The sequence below is a fragment of the Bacillus cereus group sp. N12 genome (assembly GCF_016483575.1).
GTDB classification, from domain to species: domain Bacteria; phylum Bacillota; class Bacilli; order Bacillales; family Bacillaceae_G; genus Bacillus_A; species Bacillus_A toyonensis.
On sequence record NZ_JAEHBO010000026.1, the window covers coordinates 42,439 to 58,962 of the forward strand.

The following is a 16,524-nucleotide window of genomic DNA, read 5'->3' on the forward strand; positions in this document are numbered from 1 at the left end:
CTGTTTACACATGTTTTCATATGAACTGTCTATTATTATTGTACTTTAAGAGATTAAAGACACTCGTAATGATAAGCCAGTTGTACGTTTCTACGATTTTCTGTCGTGGTGCGTATGACTGGCTTTTTGCTGTTAGGGCAGTAAGACCAAATCTCGGCATAAGAAGATAAGGATAACTGTCTGTAAAAAGCGTCAATACGTTCTTCATATTTCATTTAGGGAGGAATTGAAATGTCGATTATTACAGAACAAAGTACGAAGATGAGGTTTGCAAAAAAATATGAGGGTTATGAAATTATTCCTCATCCGGAGCATAAACGTTTATATCATATTATGTTAAATCAGCAATTGCTTAAGCAGTTTTTTGAAGAGGTAAAAGAGCATTCAGAGCAGTCATTACAATACATTCCGTATTCACGGTTTAATCTTGCCGATGGAATGAGAAAGATTTTTTGGCAATCATTTATGGATAATATTCGCGGCATTATTCATGACCGTGAAACGGGCGGATTTACAATTGGGGTGCAAGGTGAAACGGCAGATCCAGCAGATTACGTGAAATTTGCAACAGCATTAACACATTTAATTGGGGCACCAAACTTCGATGCAATGACAGGAACGTATTATGCAAGATTTAATGTGAAAGATACGGATAGTAGTGATTCTTACCTTCGTCAAGCGTACCGATTGTTTACACTTCATACGGACGGTACATTCGTTGATGAACCGACAGATTGGCTTCTTATGATGAAAATGGAAGAGCAAAATGCAGTAGGAGGAGAATCTCGTTTACTACATTTAGACGATTGGGAAGATCTTCAAAAATTTAGAAACCATTCACTCGCATCTGTTAAAATTACGTATAAAGCACCACCAAGTAAAAATGCGCAAGAAATCGTCTATCGTGAAACGTTTTTTGATATAAATAACGCACCATGTATTTGCTTTATTGACCAGTTCGCTTATCCAGATAATATGGAACAAGCAAACTATTTGAAAGACTTATCCTATTCAGTTGAAAACTCACGGGCAACACATGCATTAAAATTACCAGTTGGTGACTTAGTTCTTTTAAACAATTTATTTTGGATGCACGGAAGAGCTGCATTTGAGAAAAATAAAGATTTATATAGAGAACTCATGCGTCAGCGCGGTTGTTTTTCTAAATAATATGTACGGCAGGTCTTTTGAATAGACCTGCCTTTTATCCCGCTATTTGCCGGGCAGTAAAACTCCCACCTTAAAATTCGGCTGAAGCAAAGAAGTTAGGTGGAAGATTAACTGCCTGTAAACGCCCAATTGGTGAAGACTAATAATCAGTGGGGATGGACGAAACCCCACTGATTAAAGTTTCACTTTATACGATTAAGGGGGAATTAGAGTGTATGACTTTATAATTATTGGCGGAGGAATTGTTGGTCTATCAACTGGAATGGCTTTAACGAAAAAATTCTCTCGTGCGAAAGTCGTGATCATTGAAAAAGAAAAGGAACTTGCACACCATCAAACTGGACATAATAGCGGAGTAATTCATTCTGGCATTTATTATAAACCAGGGAGTTATAAAGCGAAGTTTGCCAAAGAAGGAAATGCAGCTATGGTTCAATTTTGTAAAGAAAATGACATCGCTTATGACATGTGCGGAAAAGTAATTGTCGCTACAGAAAGAGAAGAACTTCCTCTTTTACATAACTTATATGAGAGAGGCTTACAAAACGATTTACACATTTCAAAAATAGATAAGGAAGAATTAACTGAAATTGAACCTCATGTAAAGGGACTAGGGGCCATCCGTGTTCCTTCTTGCGGGATTGCTGATTATAAAGGAGTCAGTTATGCATTTGCTCGCTTAATTCAAGAAAGCGGCGGTGAAGTACACTTAGGAACAACCGCAGAGCGTATTACGGAAAAGAAAGATGCCGTAACAATTGAAACAAACAAAGGCACATTTAAAACGAAATTTCTCATTAACTGCGCTGGCTTGCATAGTGATCGCATTGCGAAAAAGACAGGTATATTAACTGATATGAAAATTGTTCCGTTTCGTGGTGAATATTACGAACTTGTCCCAGAAAAACGCCATCTCGTCAAACATTTAATTTATCCAGTTCCAAACCCAGAATTCCCGTTTTTAGGTGTTCATTTTACAAGAATGATAAACGGAGACGTACATGCAGGACCAAACGCAGTAGTAAGCTTCAAGCGCGAAGGTTACACGAAAACGGACTTTAATATGAAAGACTTCATGGAAACAATGACATACACAGGCTTTTGGAAAATGGCGATGCCAAATATGAAAGAAGGCATAAAAGAGATGGTGCGCTCATTTAGTAAACAATCATTTTTAAAAAGCTTACAGCGCCTCATACCAGAACTAACAGAGAAGGATATCGTGTCAACACATGCAGGGGTAAGGGCACAAGCTATTTTATCAAACGGAAATATGGTTGATGACTTTTGCATTATCCCTGGCATCAATTCTCTACATATTTGTAATGCACCATCTCCAGCTGCAACGGCAAGTATAAAGATTGGTGAGGAAATTGCTAAGCAAGTGCCGGATGTGGTGGCGGTGAGGGTTTGATGGATCCCCCAGGGTTTTCGGGGGATTTTTTTGTTTTGAGGTTTGGTGAGTGTGGGGCTAAATTGGAGGCTAATAGTCACCAACTGTTTACTGTATAAAAAAGTAGACAGTAGTGTATGTTTTTTGAAAAATGTATACAGATTTATTCCGCTATTCGCCGGGCAGTAAGACCCTCGCCTCAAAATTCAGCGAAAGCAAAGAAATTAGGTGGGGATCGGGCTGCACGTAAAAGCCCGATTGGTGTGGGCTAATAATCAGTCGGGGATGGACAAACTCCCTACTGATTAAAGTTTCACTTTATACTCTATCCGTTGGCATGATACTTGCAATGAAAATAGTATTAACATATAGGGGAGAGATAGAAATGAAGGTTAGCAAAATATACACAACTATTGATGCGCACGTAGCTGGGGAACCGCTTCGAATTATTACGGGCGGCGTGCCAGAGATAAAGGGAGAAACGCAACTAGAAAGACGCGTATACTGTATGGAACATTTGGATCACCTTCGTGAAATTCTTATGTATGAACCGAGAGGGCATCACGGGATGTATGGTTGTATCGTTACACCGCCTGCAAGTGCTCACGCTGATTTTGGTGTTTTATTTATGCACAATGAAGGCTGGAGTACGATGTGCGGCCACGGCATTATTGCTGTTATTACAGTAGGAATTGAAACAGGTATGTTTGAAGTGACTGGTGAAAAGCAAAAATTCATTATTGATAGCCCTGCCGGGGAAGTTATTGCGTACGCAAAGTTTAACGGGAGTGAAGTAGAGTCAGTATCATTTGAAAATGTTCCTTCGTTTGTATATAAAAAAGACGTTCCTATCAAAATAGATAACTATGAATTTCAAGTAGATATCGCGTTTGGTGGAGCCTTTTATGCTGTAGTGGATAGTAAAGAATTTGGTTTGAAAGTCGATTTCAAAGACTTACCTGCTATTCAAACGTGGGGCGGAAAAATTAAACATTATATTGAAAGTCAAATGGAAGTAAAACATCCATTGGAAGAAGGTTTAAAAGGAATATACGGTGTTATTTTCTCAGATGAACCGAAAGAAAAAGATGCTACTTTACGAAATGTGACAATCTTTGCTGACGGGCAAGTAGACCGTTCTCCTTGCGGCACAGGAACTTCTGCGAGACTCGCAACCCTTTTTGAAAAAGGTGCCTTACAAAAGGGAGAGACTTTTATCCACGAATGTATCACAGATGGTCATTTTGTGGGAGAAGTATTATCTGTAACAGAGGTAGCTCAATATGAAGCAATCGTTCCGAAAGTAACCGGGCAGGCATTTATTACAGGATTTCATCAGTTTGTATTAGATCCGAGAGATGATTTGAATCGGGGATTTTTGTTAGGATAGAAGGAGGAGGTGGAAAGATATGCTAGTCATAAGCGCAAACGAACAAAGAAACTTAGTAAATATGAACGAAGTCATTGCATACGCGGCGCTTGCTTTACAAGAATTTTCCGCAGAAAGAACGATCACACCAATACGTACTTCATTACCATTTGCAAGCGAACAAAATACGGCATTAATTATGCCTTCAGTAGCGGAAGGACTTGAGGCACTCGGCTTAAAAGTAGTAACAGTCGCCCCGCAGAACAAAAAGATAGGAAAGAAAACGATAAACGGGATTGTAATGCTATCAGACTTTCAAACGGGAGAACCACTCGCACTTTTAGAAGGATCGTACTTAACGATGATCCGAACAGGTGCCTTATCCGGAGTAGCAACAAAATATTTAGCTCGTCATAACGCAAAAACTTTATGTATTATTGGAACCGGTGAACAGGCGAAAGGAATTGCAGAAGCAGTATTCGCGGTTAGAAATATCGAAAAAGTCATTTTATACAATCGAACGGAAGAAAAAGCGTATGCATTCGCGCAACATATACAAACGACATTCGGCAAACCTGCTTACGTTTATAGAAATCCAAATGAAGCGATAAGCGAAGCAGACATCATCGTCACAACAACAAATGCATCCACACCAGTCTTCTCAGAAAAACTACAAAAAGGTGTCCACATAAACGCTGTCGGTTCATTCAGACCGAGCATGCAAGAACTACCATCTCACGCCATCGCGAACGCAAACAAAGTAGTAGTCGAATCAAAAGAAGCAGCATTAGAAGAAACGGGCGATCTTCAAGTGCCAATAAAAGAAGGTTTATTTAAAGCTAGCGACATACACGCCGAACTTGGTCAAATTATAAGCGGTGAAAAAGCTGGTAGAGAGAATGAGGAAGAGATTACTATTTTCAAATCAGTTGGCTTGGCCGTAGTAGATATTATCGTTGCGAAGTATTTGTATGAGAAAGCGGTGGAGCGTGGGATAGGGAATAGGATTGAGTTTTGAGGCTGCCTTTTGGTGGTCTTTTTTTGTGGGAGGTATTTGTTTCTATTAATAGATGTCAAACTTTCTACCTTTGCGAAAAAGTTTGACAATACATACTGGTAGTGGTAATTTAAAACTTATAAGAAAACTCGGAATTAATTCCGAGTTTTCTTATGTGTATAAATAGTTCGAGGGGGCCGAAAGATGAAACAGAAGTTATTTGCATTACCATTTGTCCTAATACTACTTATTGCATTAGCGGCTTGTTCTGGGGAAAAAGATTCTTCGAAGCAAGCGGGCATTAGTAAGTCAGGGAATCCGAAAGATGGAGGGGCGTTAACGATTGGTATTAGCGATAATCCAGATACGATGAATCCGCTTTATGCGAATGATCGTGTGTCATTAACTGTGCAGCAAGCTTTATATGCGCCGCTATATCACATGGAAGACGGTAAGAAAAAGTTTGTTCTTGCTGAGAGCTTTACGCCTTCAGAAGATCAATTAACGTGGACGTTGAAATTAAAAGATAATTTAAAATGGCATGATGGTAAGAAAATTACATCAGACGATATAGCATTTACATTCCAATCTATTTTAGATGAGAAGCAAAATAGCTCAAGTCGTGAAAACTTTATTTTTAAAGGAAAACCGCTTGAGGTGAAAAAAGTAGATGAGTTAACGACTCAATTTGTTTTACCGCAAGTAAGTGCATCTTTCGAAGGTGTAATGAATGATTTCTTCCCAATTCCGAAACATGTATTTGAAGGGGAAGCAGATTTAGCGAAGAGTACGAAAAACTTACAGCCTGTTGGATCAGGTCCGTTTAAGTTTAAAGAGTATAAATCAGATGAGTACGTTGCATTAGATCGATTCGATGATTATGTAGGTGGTAAAGCTAAATTAGACTCTATCGTATACCGCGTTGTAAAAGACCGTAATACAGCAAATGTTTCACTGCAAAATGGTCAAATCAACATGAAGATGATTGAGCCGCAAGACTTTAAGAAATTAGATAGCACTGGGAACTTCTCAATGGTGACATTCCCTGAAGGTAGATTATTCTACTTATCTTATAACATGAATACAGATTTGATGAAGAAAAAAGAAGTGCGCCAAGCAATTGCGCATGCGTTAGATAAGAAAGAAATGATTAACTCAGCGTTCGTTTCAGGTGAATTTGCAGAACCAGCAAATTCAATCTTAACGCCAGACGCTATGTATTATGCGAAAGATATTAAAGACTATAAGTATGATAAAAAAGAAGCGAAAGATTTATTAGCAAAAGCTGGCGTGAAAGATAAAGAAAAAGTACGAGTTATGTATGTAACAAATAATAAAATTATGGAAAGCTTAGCGTTATATACACAACAAAAATTACAAGAAGTTGGCTTACAAGTTGAACTGAATGCATTAGATGCTAGTGCTGCAAGTGAAAAAGGCTTAGATAAAGAGAATAAAGAATATGACATTACATTTGGTGGTTACATTATGGGACCTGAGCCAGATTCATATAAGAGCTTATTCTTAAGTAATGCAGAATACAATTATGCACGTTATAAAAATGCTGACTTCGATAAGCTATGGGAAGAAGCTGCAGTTGAAACTGATAAAACAAAACGCGCAGAGCTATACCATAAAATTCAAGAGACAGCTAGAGAAGACGTACCTTATCTACCAATCGCTTATCCGAAAGCAGTTATTGCAGTAGATAAAAAGTTTGATGGATTAAAAGAAGCGAAAGCAATTCCTGTCACAATGTTTGAAGATCTATCTAAGATTTATGAAGTGAAATAAGAAACAGTAAAGAAGCTGGTGGAAATCAGCTTCTTTATCCCGCTTTAACGGGCAGTAAGACTCCCGCCTCAAAACTCGATGAATGCGAGGAAGTAGGGCGGGAGTCGTCGGATTGTCCATTAAAGCCTAATTGGTGCAGGCTGATTAAAGTTTCGCTTTATCCTGAGGGGGGAAGTTTGTGTATAAAGTAATTGCAAAGAGGCTTTTAAATGCAATTCCACTTTTATTTGTTATTTCTATTATTTCTTTTCTATTAATAAAATTAGCGCCAGGGGATCCGGTTCGAAACTTTGTCACGCCGAATATGAGTCCAATTGACGTGGAGCGTATTCGCAAAAGTTTAGGACTAGATCAACCCATTTACGTGCAGTATTTTTTATGGTTAAAAAACATTTTAACAGGAAACTTTGGTTACTCGCTTCAAAATCATCGTCCTGTTTTGGAGCTTATCACAGAAAGATTACCTGCAACAATTGGGTTAATGGGATCATCTTTACTCGTCTCATTCGTAATCGCAATACCACTTGGATTATTTACAGGTGTGAAAAAGAATTCATACTTTGACCGCATTATAAACTTTATTTCATACGTTGGTATTTCTATGCCGGTTTTCTGGTTTGCACTACTATTAGTCTACTTATTCTCTTTAAAATTGAACCTACTTCCGAGTATGGGTATGCGCACCGTAGGTAAAGATTCTGTCTGGGATATTGTGCAACACGGCATTTTACCTTGCATGGTGCTAGCGTTCCAAAATGTATCTGTTTATATGAGATATATTCGTTCAAGTACGATTCAGCAATTAGAAGAAGAATATGTACAAATTCAATATGCGTACGGCGCTTCAAAGAAAACAGTGTTATTTAATCACGTACTTCGAAATGTATTAATACCGATCATTACAATTTTCGGATTATCGATTCCAAGTTTAGTAGGCGGAGCGTTTATTACGGAAACAGTATTCTCATGGCCAGGACTTGGTTCACTTGGGGTAAATGCTATTTTTAGATTTGATTATCCGATTATCATGGCAATTACATTACTATCATCATTCATGTTAATTCTCGGTAACTTAATTGCTGATATTTTATATGGCGTAGTAGATCCGCGCATTCGCATGAGGGGGTGATTTGGAATGAATAATAGGAGATTTCAAACGATAAAAAGTAGTTTTACAAAAAATAAGTTTGTAGTAATGGGAGTTATTATACTTTCGGTTTTAACGATCGCATCAATTTTTGCATTCGTATCGCCATACGATCCTAGTAAAATGTCGATTCCAGATCGTTTACAAGAACCGAGTTTAAGTCATCCTTTCGGAACGGATGATTATGGAAGGGATTACTTAACGAGGGCGTTATATGGCGGACGCGTTTCACTTGCGGTCGGTTTCCTTGCGATGGTTGTTTCTATTACAATCGGCACTGCAGTTGGAACAATTAGCGGATATTTTGGCGGAAAGTTAGACAACTTTTTAATGCGAGTTGTTGAAGTACTTATGTCAATTCCATCATTCTTTTTAATGCTGCTATTAAATGCGTATTTAAAACCAGGAATTACGACGTTAGTTCTTATTATTGGATTACTAACGTGGATGGACACTGCGCGTATCGTAAGGGCAGAAACGTTATCTGTAAAAGAGCGAGAGTACGTTTTATACGCAAAAGTATCAGGACAAAAATCACTCATGATTATTGTAAGACATATCATTCCTAACATTTTATCAACCATTATAATCGCCGCGACATTAACTATTGCGACATCGATTTTAATGGAATCATCACTTAGCTTCTTAGGTTTAGGTATTAGAGAACCAGATTCTTCTTGGGGCAGCATGCTAAATAATGCGCAAGGATATATCGGTGAAGCTTGGTATTTAACACTCTTTCCAGGGTTCCTTATTCTATTAACAGTACTAAGTTTTAACGTGATCGGTGAAGCGTTGAAAAAAGCTTTCGCACCAAAAGGGGCTCATCATGAGAACTAATGCTTTAAGTGAGGGGGAGTGAAAAGCGTGTCTGAAAAACTATTAGAAGTAAAAAATTTAAAGACTTCTTTTTTCATAGAGGGCGGCGAAGTAGAAGCTGTTCGCGGCGTTTCATTTAGTTTGAAAAAAGGTGAAGTCGTCGGGATTGTTGGCGAATCGGGAAGCGGAAAGAGCGTTATGGCAAAATCCGTTATGGTTCTCGTTACGTCTCCGGGGAAAGTGAAAGAAGGAGAGATTCTTTTTCAAAATGAAAACGTACTTTCTAAATCAGAAAAAGAATTACGCTCTATTAGAGGAAATCAAATTTCACTTATCTCTCAAGATCCAATGTCGGCGCTAAATCCAGTCGTGAAAATTGGGAAACAAATGACGGAAGTAATTATACGTCATCAAAAAGTGAAAAAGAAAGAAGCAGAGCAGATCGCGATCAATTTGTTAAAACAAGTCGGCCTTTCGTCACCAGAAGAAAGGGTAAAACAATATCCGCATGAACTAAGCGGCGGTATGAAGCAGCGAGTTATGATCGCAATGGCGATGTCTTGTAACCCTGACCTTCTCATTGCGGACGAACCGACGACAGCACTTGATGTAACGATACAAGCACAAATACTAGATTTAATGAAAAACTTAAAGAACGAAACGAATATGGCGTTACTTCTTATTACGCACGACTTAGGAATTGTCGCGCAAAACTGTACACGTGTCATCGTTATGTACGGCGGGCTTATTATGGAAGAAGGACCTGTACTTGATATATTCCAATCGCCGAATCATCCATATACGAAAGGGCTATTAAACTCCTTGCCGAAAATATCGAACGGCGTAAAAGAAAGACTCGCGCCAATTCAAGGTGTAACGCCAAACTTACTACATCCGCCGAAAGGTTGCCCATTCGCAGAGCGTTGTCCGCATAAAATGGATATTTGTGAAAAAGAACGTCCGCCATATTTTGAAATCGGAAACGAAAGACGCTCTATGTGCTGGCTAAACGATGAAAAAGTAGGTGATTCCCATGAGTGAAGAAAACTTAATTGAAGTTCGGAACTTAAAAAAGTATTTTCCTATTAAAAAAGGACTATTCGGCAGAAAAACAGAGCAATTAAAAGCAGTCGATGACCTTAACTTCACAATTAAAAAGGGTGAAACATTCGGGTTAGTAGGAGAATCTGGCTGCGGAAAATCAACGACAGGAAGAAGTATCATTCGTTTACACGATGTTACTTCAGGCAACGTTTTATTCGACGGAAAAGATATCGCAAGCTTAAAGGAAAGTGAACTAAAAGAATATCGAAAACGAATGCAAATCATTTTCCAAGATCCATACGCATCATTAAACCCGGCAATGAATGTGTTCCAAATTATTAGCGAACCGATGAACATTCACGGCTCTTACACAGCCGAAGAAAGAAAAGAAATCATTCTAGACCTACTCAAAAAAGTTGGCCTAAAAGAAGAACACCTATATCGCTACCCGCACGAATTTAGCGGAGGCCAAAGACAGCGAATTAGCATCGCGCGCGCACTATCTGTAAAACCAGACTTTATCCTATGTGACGAACCAATCTCAGCACTCGATGTCTCAGTCCAAGCACAAGTCGTAAACATGCTGCAAGATATCCAAGAAGAAACAGGCGTCACATACTTATTCATCGCACATGACCTATCTATGGTAAGACACATATCAGACCGAATCGGAGTCATGTACTTAGGAAACATAGTAGAAATTGCCGACAGCGAAGACCTATACACAAAACCGGCACATCCATACACACAAGCACTACTCTCATCCATGCCAGAACCAGACCCAACAAACGCAGGAAAAGAACGAATCATCCTAGAGGGTGAAGTTCCAAGCCCGCTCAATTCACCATCCGGCTGCAAATTCAGAACGCGCTGCAAATTCGCCACTGAAAAATGCGCGCAGGAAGTACCAAAGATGGTCGAGATTGCGAAGGGGCATGAGGTGGCTTGTCATTTGTTTTAGATTTGAGGAAAAGCATTGGGGGGACCTGGTGGTATTTCAGTTGGTAATATGATAGCTGGTATGGCTTGTAGCGTTAAATAATTTATATAATAAACAATAAACATAAAAAAGATCTAAGGTTCTCATACAGCCTTAGCTCTTTTTTATGTTTGTTAAACAATATCCTTTCAAATTAGAAAAGGTTAGTCCCTCACTCCACTCCAGCTAAAAACCTCACACCCAAAAACAAAGGGGAACTCAATTGTTCAAAATCATATAAAGTTTCAATCTTGTCTAAGCATCCATTAGAATATACAATTGATCATCTATTTTTCTTTACATAATCTCCAGATACGTTCCATATCAACTATAGATTCTTGTCTTATGCTAAATGTAATCAAAAAGCAAGTAGATAAAGATAATGACTAAAACATTAACTCTAGATACTTTTTTGATGAATATTACAAATAAACAGGAGGTAATGAAAAATGATTAAAACATTATTAGCAGGAGCACTTTTAAGTACAGGATTGGTAGCGGGAGGTGCAGTAGGTGCAGATGATGCGAAAATGGACAATTTAAAGTCAAATGAAAATAGTTCAAATCAAGTAATTACACAGAGTGCAGATGGAACAACGTCTTTCTCACAAAACTTTGATTTACCTAAAGATGCAGTGCCAGCAACTCCTAAAGGAGACGCAAAAACTGTTGAAAGAACAGAAGGTACAGGTTCTCAAGAAGGAAAAATGGTACCAACAAAAGAAGGCACAGATTCTCAACCTGGATTTGAAATGGGAGCCCCTGAAAAACTAGAACATGCAAAAACTGTTGAAAGAACAGAGGGTACAGACTCTCAAGAAGGAAAAATGGTACCAGCAAAAGAAGGAAATTAAATAATATATAGTTATAACGAAGAGCATCCAAAAAGTGATGCTCTTTTTATATTATAGGAATCAACTGGTTTTACTCAATATAGAACTGTAGCGGGAATTCAAGCTAGAATATGGGTTACTGTCTCTTCAAATCATGGTGTTGGAAGCACTAATTTTGGTAGTAACGTTACAACATAAACATTTTATTAGAGATTTTTTAAATTTACATACACTCTAGGTAAACTACATATCAACTTCAGATACTTGTTTTATGATACAAGTAAGCAAACAAAAGGAGGGCAAAAAATGATTACAACAGTATTAACAGGGCACTCTTTTAAGTACAGGAAATTATTAACAGGTGGAGAAAATGTTGAAGATGTACAGACAGATCAACATATTCCATATGAACAAAATGAATTGCAGCAAACTCTAGAAAAGTACGATTCGAAGAAGTTTGAGTTATAAAAAGAAAATAGATAAATATAGTGAAAATAGATAAATTAACAAGAGAAAAGTATTTTGTGTATATAACAGGTGATTTTCATTTGGATATAGGACTTGAATCAAACTTTTATACTAAAATATATACGGCAAAAAGGAGGGAGTACATTGCACAAAATTATTTATGGAATATTAATTTTAATGTATACTTTGTATTCATTTTTTGTAAGTGATGGAAGTGAAGTAAGATTTATTATGGTGTTAACTATAGTACTTATCTTTTCTGTGGTTTTAGAAAAAGGAAATGCAAACAAAACGACTGATTAAGGAGCGTTTTGTTTGCATTTTTTTATTGGCTATTACAGTCCAGATGTTTTAGGGGTAGCACCAAATCGCCATCACCTTAAGAAAATAGAACCACCTCAGAACGTAAAAATGAGCTTTTTATTACAAGTTAGCACCAAATTTCGTTTTTGGGACACTATTAAATTTTTAGTTGATGAAAACACCCGCCTAAAATAGAAAACTTTTAACCTATTATCCTTTATTCCGTAGCTTTTAAGGTATTTAACACGACTTTGGTTGCGTCTGCAATAAGTTTATCATCGTATTTAGCATCTTCTTTATCATGATTAGAAAGTATAGCAAGAACAATCGGTTTTTTATTTGGTGGCCAAATAATTGCGATATCATTTCTTGTTCCGTAAGATCCCGCGCCTGTTTTATCAGCTACTTCCCATCCTTTTGGTACGCCCGCACGAATCAATTTATCTCCAGTTGTATTTCTCTTCATCCAATCTACTAATAGTTCGCGTTTTTCTATTGGAAGTGCAGTTCCTAATGTAAATGATTGAAGTGTCTTAGCTATCGCTTCTGGTGTACTGGTATCATGTGTTTCTCCTGGATGCACTTCATTTAATTCAGGTTCAAATCGTTCTGAAGTAGTAACAGTATCTCCCATTTCTCTCAAGATTTTTTCAAATTCAGAGGGCCCCCCTAACTGTTTAAGAATCAAATTATGTGCTGTGCTGTCACTATATCGAACTGAAGCATCTGCAAGTTCTTTTAATGTCATTCCTGTATCAACATGCTTTTCAGTAATTGGATTATAATTAGAAAGATCTTCATGAGTATACGTAATCTTTTGATCAAGAGCTTCTAATGAGTTCTTGCGTAAAAGAGCGCCCACAGCTAATGATTTAGATGTAGATGCAAATGCAAAACGATCATCTGAATGATAAGCAACAGTTTGATTCGTACCTGTGTCCAGTGCATAAATACCAAGCTTAGCATCATATTCTTTTTCAAGTTTAGCAAAAGATTGATTACCTGTATTTTCTTGTTTAATTTGATTAGCTTGATTCGTTTGTTTAGGTGATTCGGATTGAGCATTACTATTGGAACAGCCTATAAGTGATACACATGAAAGTAATACTACAGGTACAATCTTTTTGGAATGTAAAATGTTTAAGAACTTGTTTAAAACGAACATAAATTTTCAACCTCTTTCAAGAATATATGGATTTTGTTTAGGTATTTCTAAATACCAATGCAATTAAAGATGGCATAGGGGAACAATACTACTGCAGCTAAAATCTCACAGGTTAAATGACATCCAAAACGTTTATCCCGCATTAACGGGCAGTAAGACCCCCACCTCAAAATTCAGTGAAAGCAAAGAAGTTAGGTGGGGGATGAACAAAACCCCCACTGATTAAAGTTTCACTTTATATGATTGATAAGTCACGGTTTGGGTTGTTTCTTTTTTGTTTTCACTTGTAATGGTTCACCTGTGAAAGTATTAAACTTGTAATACTTAACAGTAGTATTACGATGCATATTTTTCACTTTTGGGGATAATAAGTCCTTTCATTTTTTTGTAATACATAAAAATAGATGTCAAACGGGATATGTTGTATCCAATTTGGACAACTCATATTAGAAATACACTTATTAGACACTCTAAGTAATAAATTTGTTCCACTTTAAGATGAGGGAGAATTTTGGGTTTTTAAATTATATATGAATGAATTATGCTTTTTTAGATAAAGCAAATCGAGTTCAGGTAAACGAAGAACATAGAAGAAACGTTGTTTGATAAACTTAAAGATACTGTTGAAAATAACGTAGAAGCGATGGATCAGTTGTACGAAAAATTTATTCGTCAGATAGAAAATACTCCTATTATCGGGCAATATCATAACTACAAAAAAGGGCAAAATGAAGCGGTGTTAGATGAACTTAAAGGAATATTAAACACAATTTTACATCCAATAGATAGTGTTGAGGGCGCTGTGTATGCTCTTTCGCACATCGACGGAACATTTGCTGCTATGGAATGAAAGATTTGGATTAAATTAATTTATTATTATATTTGTAAATAATGTATTTAGCGCTGAAAGGATATTTATTCTAGGGATTCTTTTCTATATTTTAGAAACAATTAAAGCAAGAAAAAGTAGAATATTTAATGATTAGAATCGATAATATTCTAATATTCAATAGAAAGATAAAACATTTAAAAGTTCAGAATAATACATTATAATATGTTTAGTAAAATTAACCAATATGTATTTTGCTTATTATGTATTAAAGGGGAAATGAAAATGGCTGGACAAATTCGTATGTCACCAGAGGAGCTTAAATCGAAAGCGGCTCGATATGGACAAGGTGCAAATCAAATTGAGGACATTTTAAGTCAACTACAAAACTTACAAAATGAATTAAGAGGAGAATGGGAAGGACGTGCTTTTGAAGGTTTTGATCAACAGTTCAATCAATTAAAGCCAAAAGTACAAAACTTCGCACAGCTATTACAAGAAATTAATATGCAGCTTAATAAAACTGCAGAGGCTGTTGCTTCTCATGATGAAGAATTATCACGTAATTTCGGTTTGAAATAAAAATTGTCATACTCTATATAACAAGCATTTCAAATGAGCCATACAGCTTATAGTGTATGGCTCATTTGATTGTGTTGGACACACGTTTAAAAAGAGCGATATTGATAGAGAAATTTCAGATGTTTATTGGGATTTCTTTGACATGTTCTGAAAATTAGAGAAAGGATTTGAGTGATGGGACAATTTCAAAGTAATTTTCAAACGGCACAACAAATTGCTACGCAGATGAGAACAGCTTCGGATATAATCCAAAGTGCAACAAATCGTCCTATAACAAAGGCGACGCGTACAACACTATCTGTTAACTCTAAAGCACAAGAAGCGAATCAACAAATGTTAGATTTTACGAAACAATTTTCCACTGCCTTTCAACAAGCGGTCGATAATATTCATTCAGTAGCCCAAGAGTTTGAGAAAATGGATAACGAACTTCACAATACTTTTCGCTAATGTGACAACCTACGTAAAGGTAAAATGGTAGGAGGAATATGATGAGTCAAGATATTGAAAAACAAATTAATCAAGTAAATCAAAAGTTACGAAGTGTATTTGAAGAACAAGACCGAAATCAATCCGCGATTCACATTCAGGAGCAAGCGGAAGCAGATTTTTATGAATGGAGAGGTCGAAGCCATCGTTTGTTTGATCGAATTTTAGGAACTTGGCATGGTGATAGAGAAATGTCTCAGTTTTTTATGAATACATATCAAGATGCACAACATATTGAAAGAAAAGTCACATTTGAATTGGAAAACAAAAAAGAAACGTTGCTTAAAGAAAGACGAGACCTTAGTGATTTAGAAAACGACCTTTCCTATCAACAACAACAATTAGCGAGGGAGGTCAATGCATGAGTTTAAATATGTATTTGGGAGAAGTACAAAGTCAAACTCAAAGCATGAATGCTGTATGTAACGCTACCATTCACGGTATGGAACAAGTCATTCAGTCAATTGATGCCTTTGCAATTGATACTGTGTTACAAGGGCAAACATATAGTAGTGCAAAAGCATTTTTTGTACAAACCTTTCGTCCTTTAGCGCAAGGGATCATTTATTTATGTGAAGAATTGATTCGTCAGAACGATGCTTTTCCAAGTCAATTTCAATCACAAGTCGCTTCTACAGATGTTATTGAACAAGAATTATTAGAACAAATTCGAGAGATTGGCCGAATGAAAACAAGTATGGAAGCCATCAATCAAGCTATGCCAATGCCGGGTATGGATGCTATGGTAAATCTTTTTACTGTCATGAGGAAAAAACTGCAAGAAAAATTAGAACATCTATATGAATTTAATTATACTTCTAGTAGTAATTATGATACAGCACTTCAACTAGCTGCTAGTATCGCACAAGGTTTAGCAGAGGTACAAAGTGGAAAAGGTTTTAGTCCTGCAAGTGGTACATTTAGTACGCAAGGGTTGAATATGGAGTGGACGACTTCAATTCAAGCAATTACAGAAGAGAGGGCACGACAAGCTGCCAATTCAATTGAAGAAGGTGAAATGTGTGGTAAGCTACCTGAAAAATCTACTGGTGAAAAAATTTGGGACGGTATTGTAGATGGTACGGGACAAGCAGTTAGCGATACAATAGACGGAATAAAAGCTTTAGGAGATTGGGAAACGTG

At 37.0% G+C, this 16,524-nt stretch carries 17 protein-coding genes and 1 pseudogene; 17 read left to right on the forward strand and 1 reads right to left on the reverse strand.

The window, feature by feature from the left end:
• The first annotated feature begins 231 nt into the window (after nt 1-231).
• From glaH to JDS92_RS14345, 12 genes are all read left to right on the forward strand, one after another.
• The gene (gene glaH, locus JDS92_RS14290) at nt 232-1,170 is read left to right on the forward strand and encodes a glutarate dioxygenase GlaH (RefSeq protein WP_199632079.1); all 939 of its coding nucleotides are present in this window, start codon (nt 232-234) and stop codon (nt 1,168-1,170) included.
• A gap of 211 nt (nt 1,171-1,381) precedes the next feature.
• Entirely contained in the window at nt 1,382-2,584 is a 1,203-nt protein-coding gene (gene lhgO / locus JDS92_RS14295; RefSeq protein ID WP_199632080.1) for an L-2-hydroxyglutarate oxidase, read from the forward strand.
• A 316-nt stretch (nt 2,585-2,900) separates the two neighbouring features.
• On the forward strand, nt 2,901-3,953 hold the full coding sequence (locus JDS92_RS14300) for a proline racemase family protein (RefSeq protein ID WP_106080478.1): 1,053 nt from the start codon (nt 2,901-2,903) through the stop codon (nt 3,951-3,953).
• A 19-nt stretch (nt 3,954-3,972) separates the two neighbouring features.
• Nucleotides 3,973-4,950: an ornithine cyclodeaminase family protein gene (locus tag JDS92_RS14305; protein WP_097959678.1), complete on the forward strand. Its 978-nt coding sequence runs from the start codon at nt 3,973-3,975 to the stop codon at nt 4,948-4,950.
• 183 nt (nt 4,951-5,133) lie between these two features.
• Nucleotides 5,134-6,723 carry an ABC transporter substrate-binding protein gene (locus tag JDS92_RS14310; RefSeq protein ID WP_199632081.1) on the forward strand — a complete coding sequence of 530 codons (1,590 nt, stop codon included), beginning with the start codon at nt 5,134-5,136 and terminating at the stop codon, nt 6,721-6,723.
• A 178-nt stretch (nt 6,724-6,901) separates the two neighbouring features.
• A complete protein-coding gene (locus JDS92_RS14315) occupies nt 6,902-7,852 on the forward strand; it encodes an ABC transporter permease (RefSeq protein WP_000278784.1) in 951 nt (316 codons plus the stop codon).
• Nucleotides 7,853-7,858: 6 nt separating this feature from the next.
• Complete coding sequence (locus JDS92_RS14320) at nt 7,859-8,710, forward strand: ABC transporter permease (protein ID WP_085450121.1); 852 nt, start codon at nt 7,859-7,861, stop codon at nt 8,708-8,710.
• Nucleotides 8,711-8,737: 27 nt separating this feature from the next.
• On the forward strand, nt 8,738-9,730 hold the full coding sequence (locus JDS92_RS14325; RefSeq protein WP_199632082.1) for an ABC transporter ATP-binding protein: 993 nt from the start codon (nt 8,738-8,740) through the stop codon (nt 9,728-9,730).
• Nucleotides 9,723-10,694 (forward strand): ABC transporter ATP-binding protein, encoded by a 972-nt coding sequence (locus JDS92_RS14330; protein ID WP_141555958.1) that lies wholly within the window; start codon nt 9,723-9,725, stop codon nt 10,692-10,694. Before JDS92_RS14325 ends, JDS92_RS14330 begins: the two co-directional genes overlap by 8 nt.
• A gap of 467 nt (nt 10,695-11,161) precedes the next feature.
• Nucleotides 11,162-11,566, forward strand: coding sequence for a hypothetical protein (locus tag JDS92_RS14335; protein ID WP_000598095.1), 405 nt, complete (start codon nt 11,162-11,164; stop codon nt 11,564-11,566).
• Between the two features lie 285 nt (nt 11,567-11,851).
• Entirely contained in the window at nt 11,852-12,013 is a 162-nt protein-coding gene (locus JDS92_RS14340; RefSeq protein WP_176549959.1) for a hypothetical protein, read from the forward strand.
• A gap of 144 nt (nt 12,014-12,157) precedes the next feature.
• On the forward strand, nt 12,158-12,316 hold the full coding sequence (locus JDS92_RS14345; RefSeq protein WP_000548948.1) for a hypothetical protein: 159 nt from the start codon (nt 12,158-12,160) through the stop codon (nt 12,314-12,316).
• A gap of 217 nt (nt 12,317-12,533) precedes the next feature.
• Here the strand turns inward: JDS92_RS14345 and blaIII are convergent, their stop codons facing one another.
• A complete protein-coding gene (gene blaIII / locus JDS92_RS14350) occupies nt 12,534-13,481 on the reverse strand; it encodes a class A beta-lactamase BlaIII (protein ID WP_000497843.1) in 948 nt (315 codons plus the stop codon).
• 577 nt (nt 13,482-14,058) lie between these two features.
• On the opposite strand from blaIII, the pseudogene JDS92_RS14355 reads away from it, so the two are divergent.
• The 5 genes and pseudogenes from JDS92_RS14355 to JDS92_RS14375 form a co-directional block, all read left to right on the forward strand.
• Nucleotides 14,059-14,328 (forward strand): annotated as a pseudogene (locus JDS92_RS14355) (hypothetical protein); the annotation flags it as partial.
• A gap of 267 nt (nt 14,329-14,595) precedes the next feature.
• Nucleotides 14,596-14,892 (forward strand): WXG100 family type VII secretion target, encoded by a 297-nt coding sequence (locus JDS92_RS14360; protein WP_000918591.1) that lies wholly within the window; start codon nt 14,596-14,598, stop codon nt 14,890-14,892.
• A gap of 174 nt (nt 14,893-15,066) precedes the next feature.
• On the forward strand, nt 15,067-15,342 hold the full coding sequence (locus JDS92_RS14365; protein ID WP_000529650.1) for a TIGR04197 family type VII secretion effector: 276 nt from the start codon (nt 15,067-15,069) through the stop codon (nt 15,340-15,342).
• Nucleotides 15,343-15,383: 41 nt separating this feature from the next.
• Nucleotides 15,384-15,746, forward strand: a complete 363-nt coding sequence (locus JDS92_RS14370) for a DUF3958 family protein (RefSeq protein ID WP_199632083.1) — start codon at nt 15,384-15,386, stop codon at nt 15,744-15,746.
• Nucleotides 15,743-16,524: T7SS effector LXG polymorphic toxin (locus tag JDS92_RS14375; RefSeq protein ID WP_242475997.1), on the forward strand; the 782-nt coding region annotated here is incomplete at its 3' end. The genes JDS92_RS14370 and JDS92_RS14375, both read left to right, overlap by 4 nt.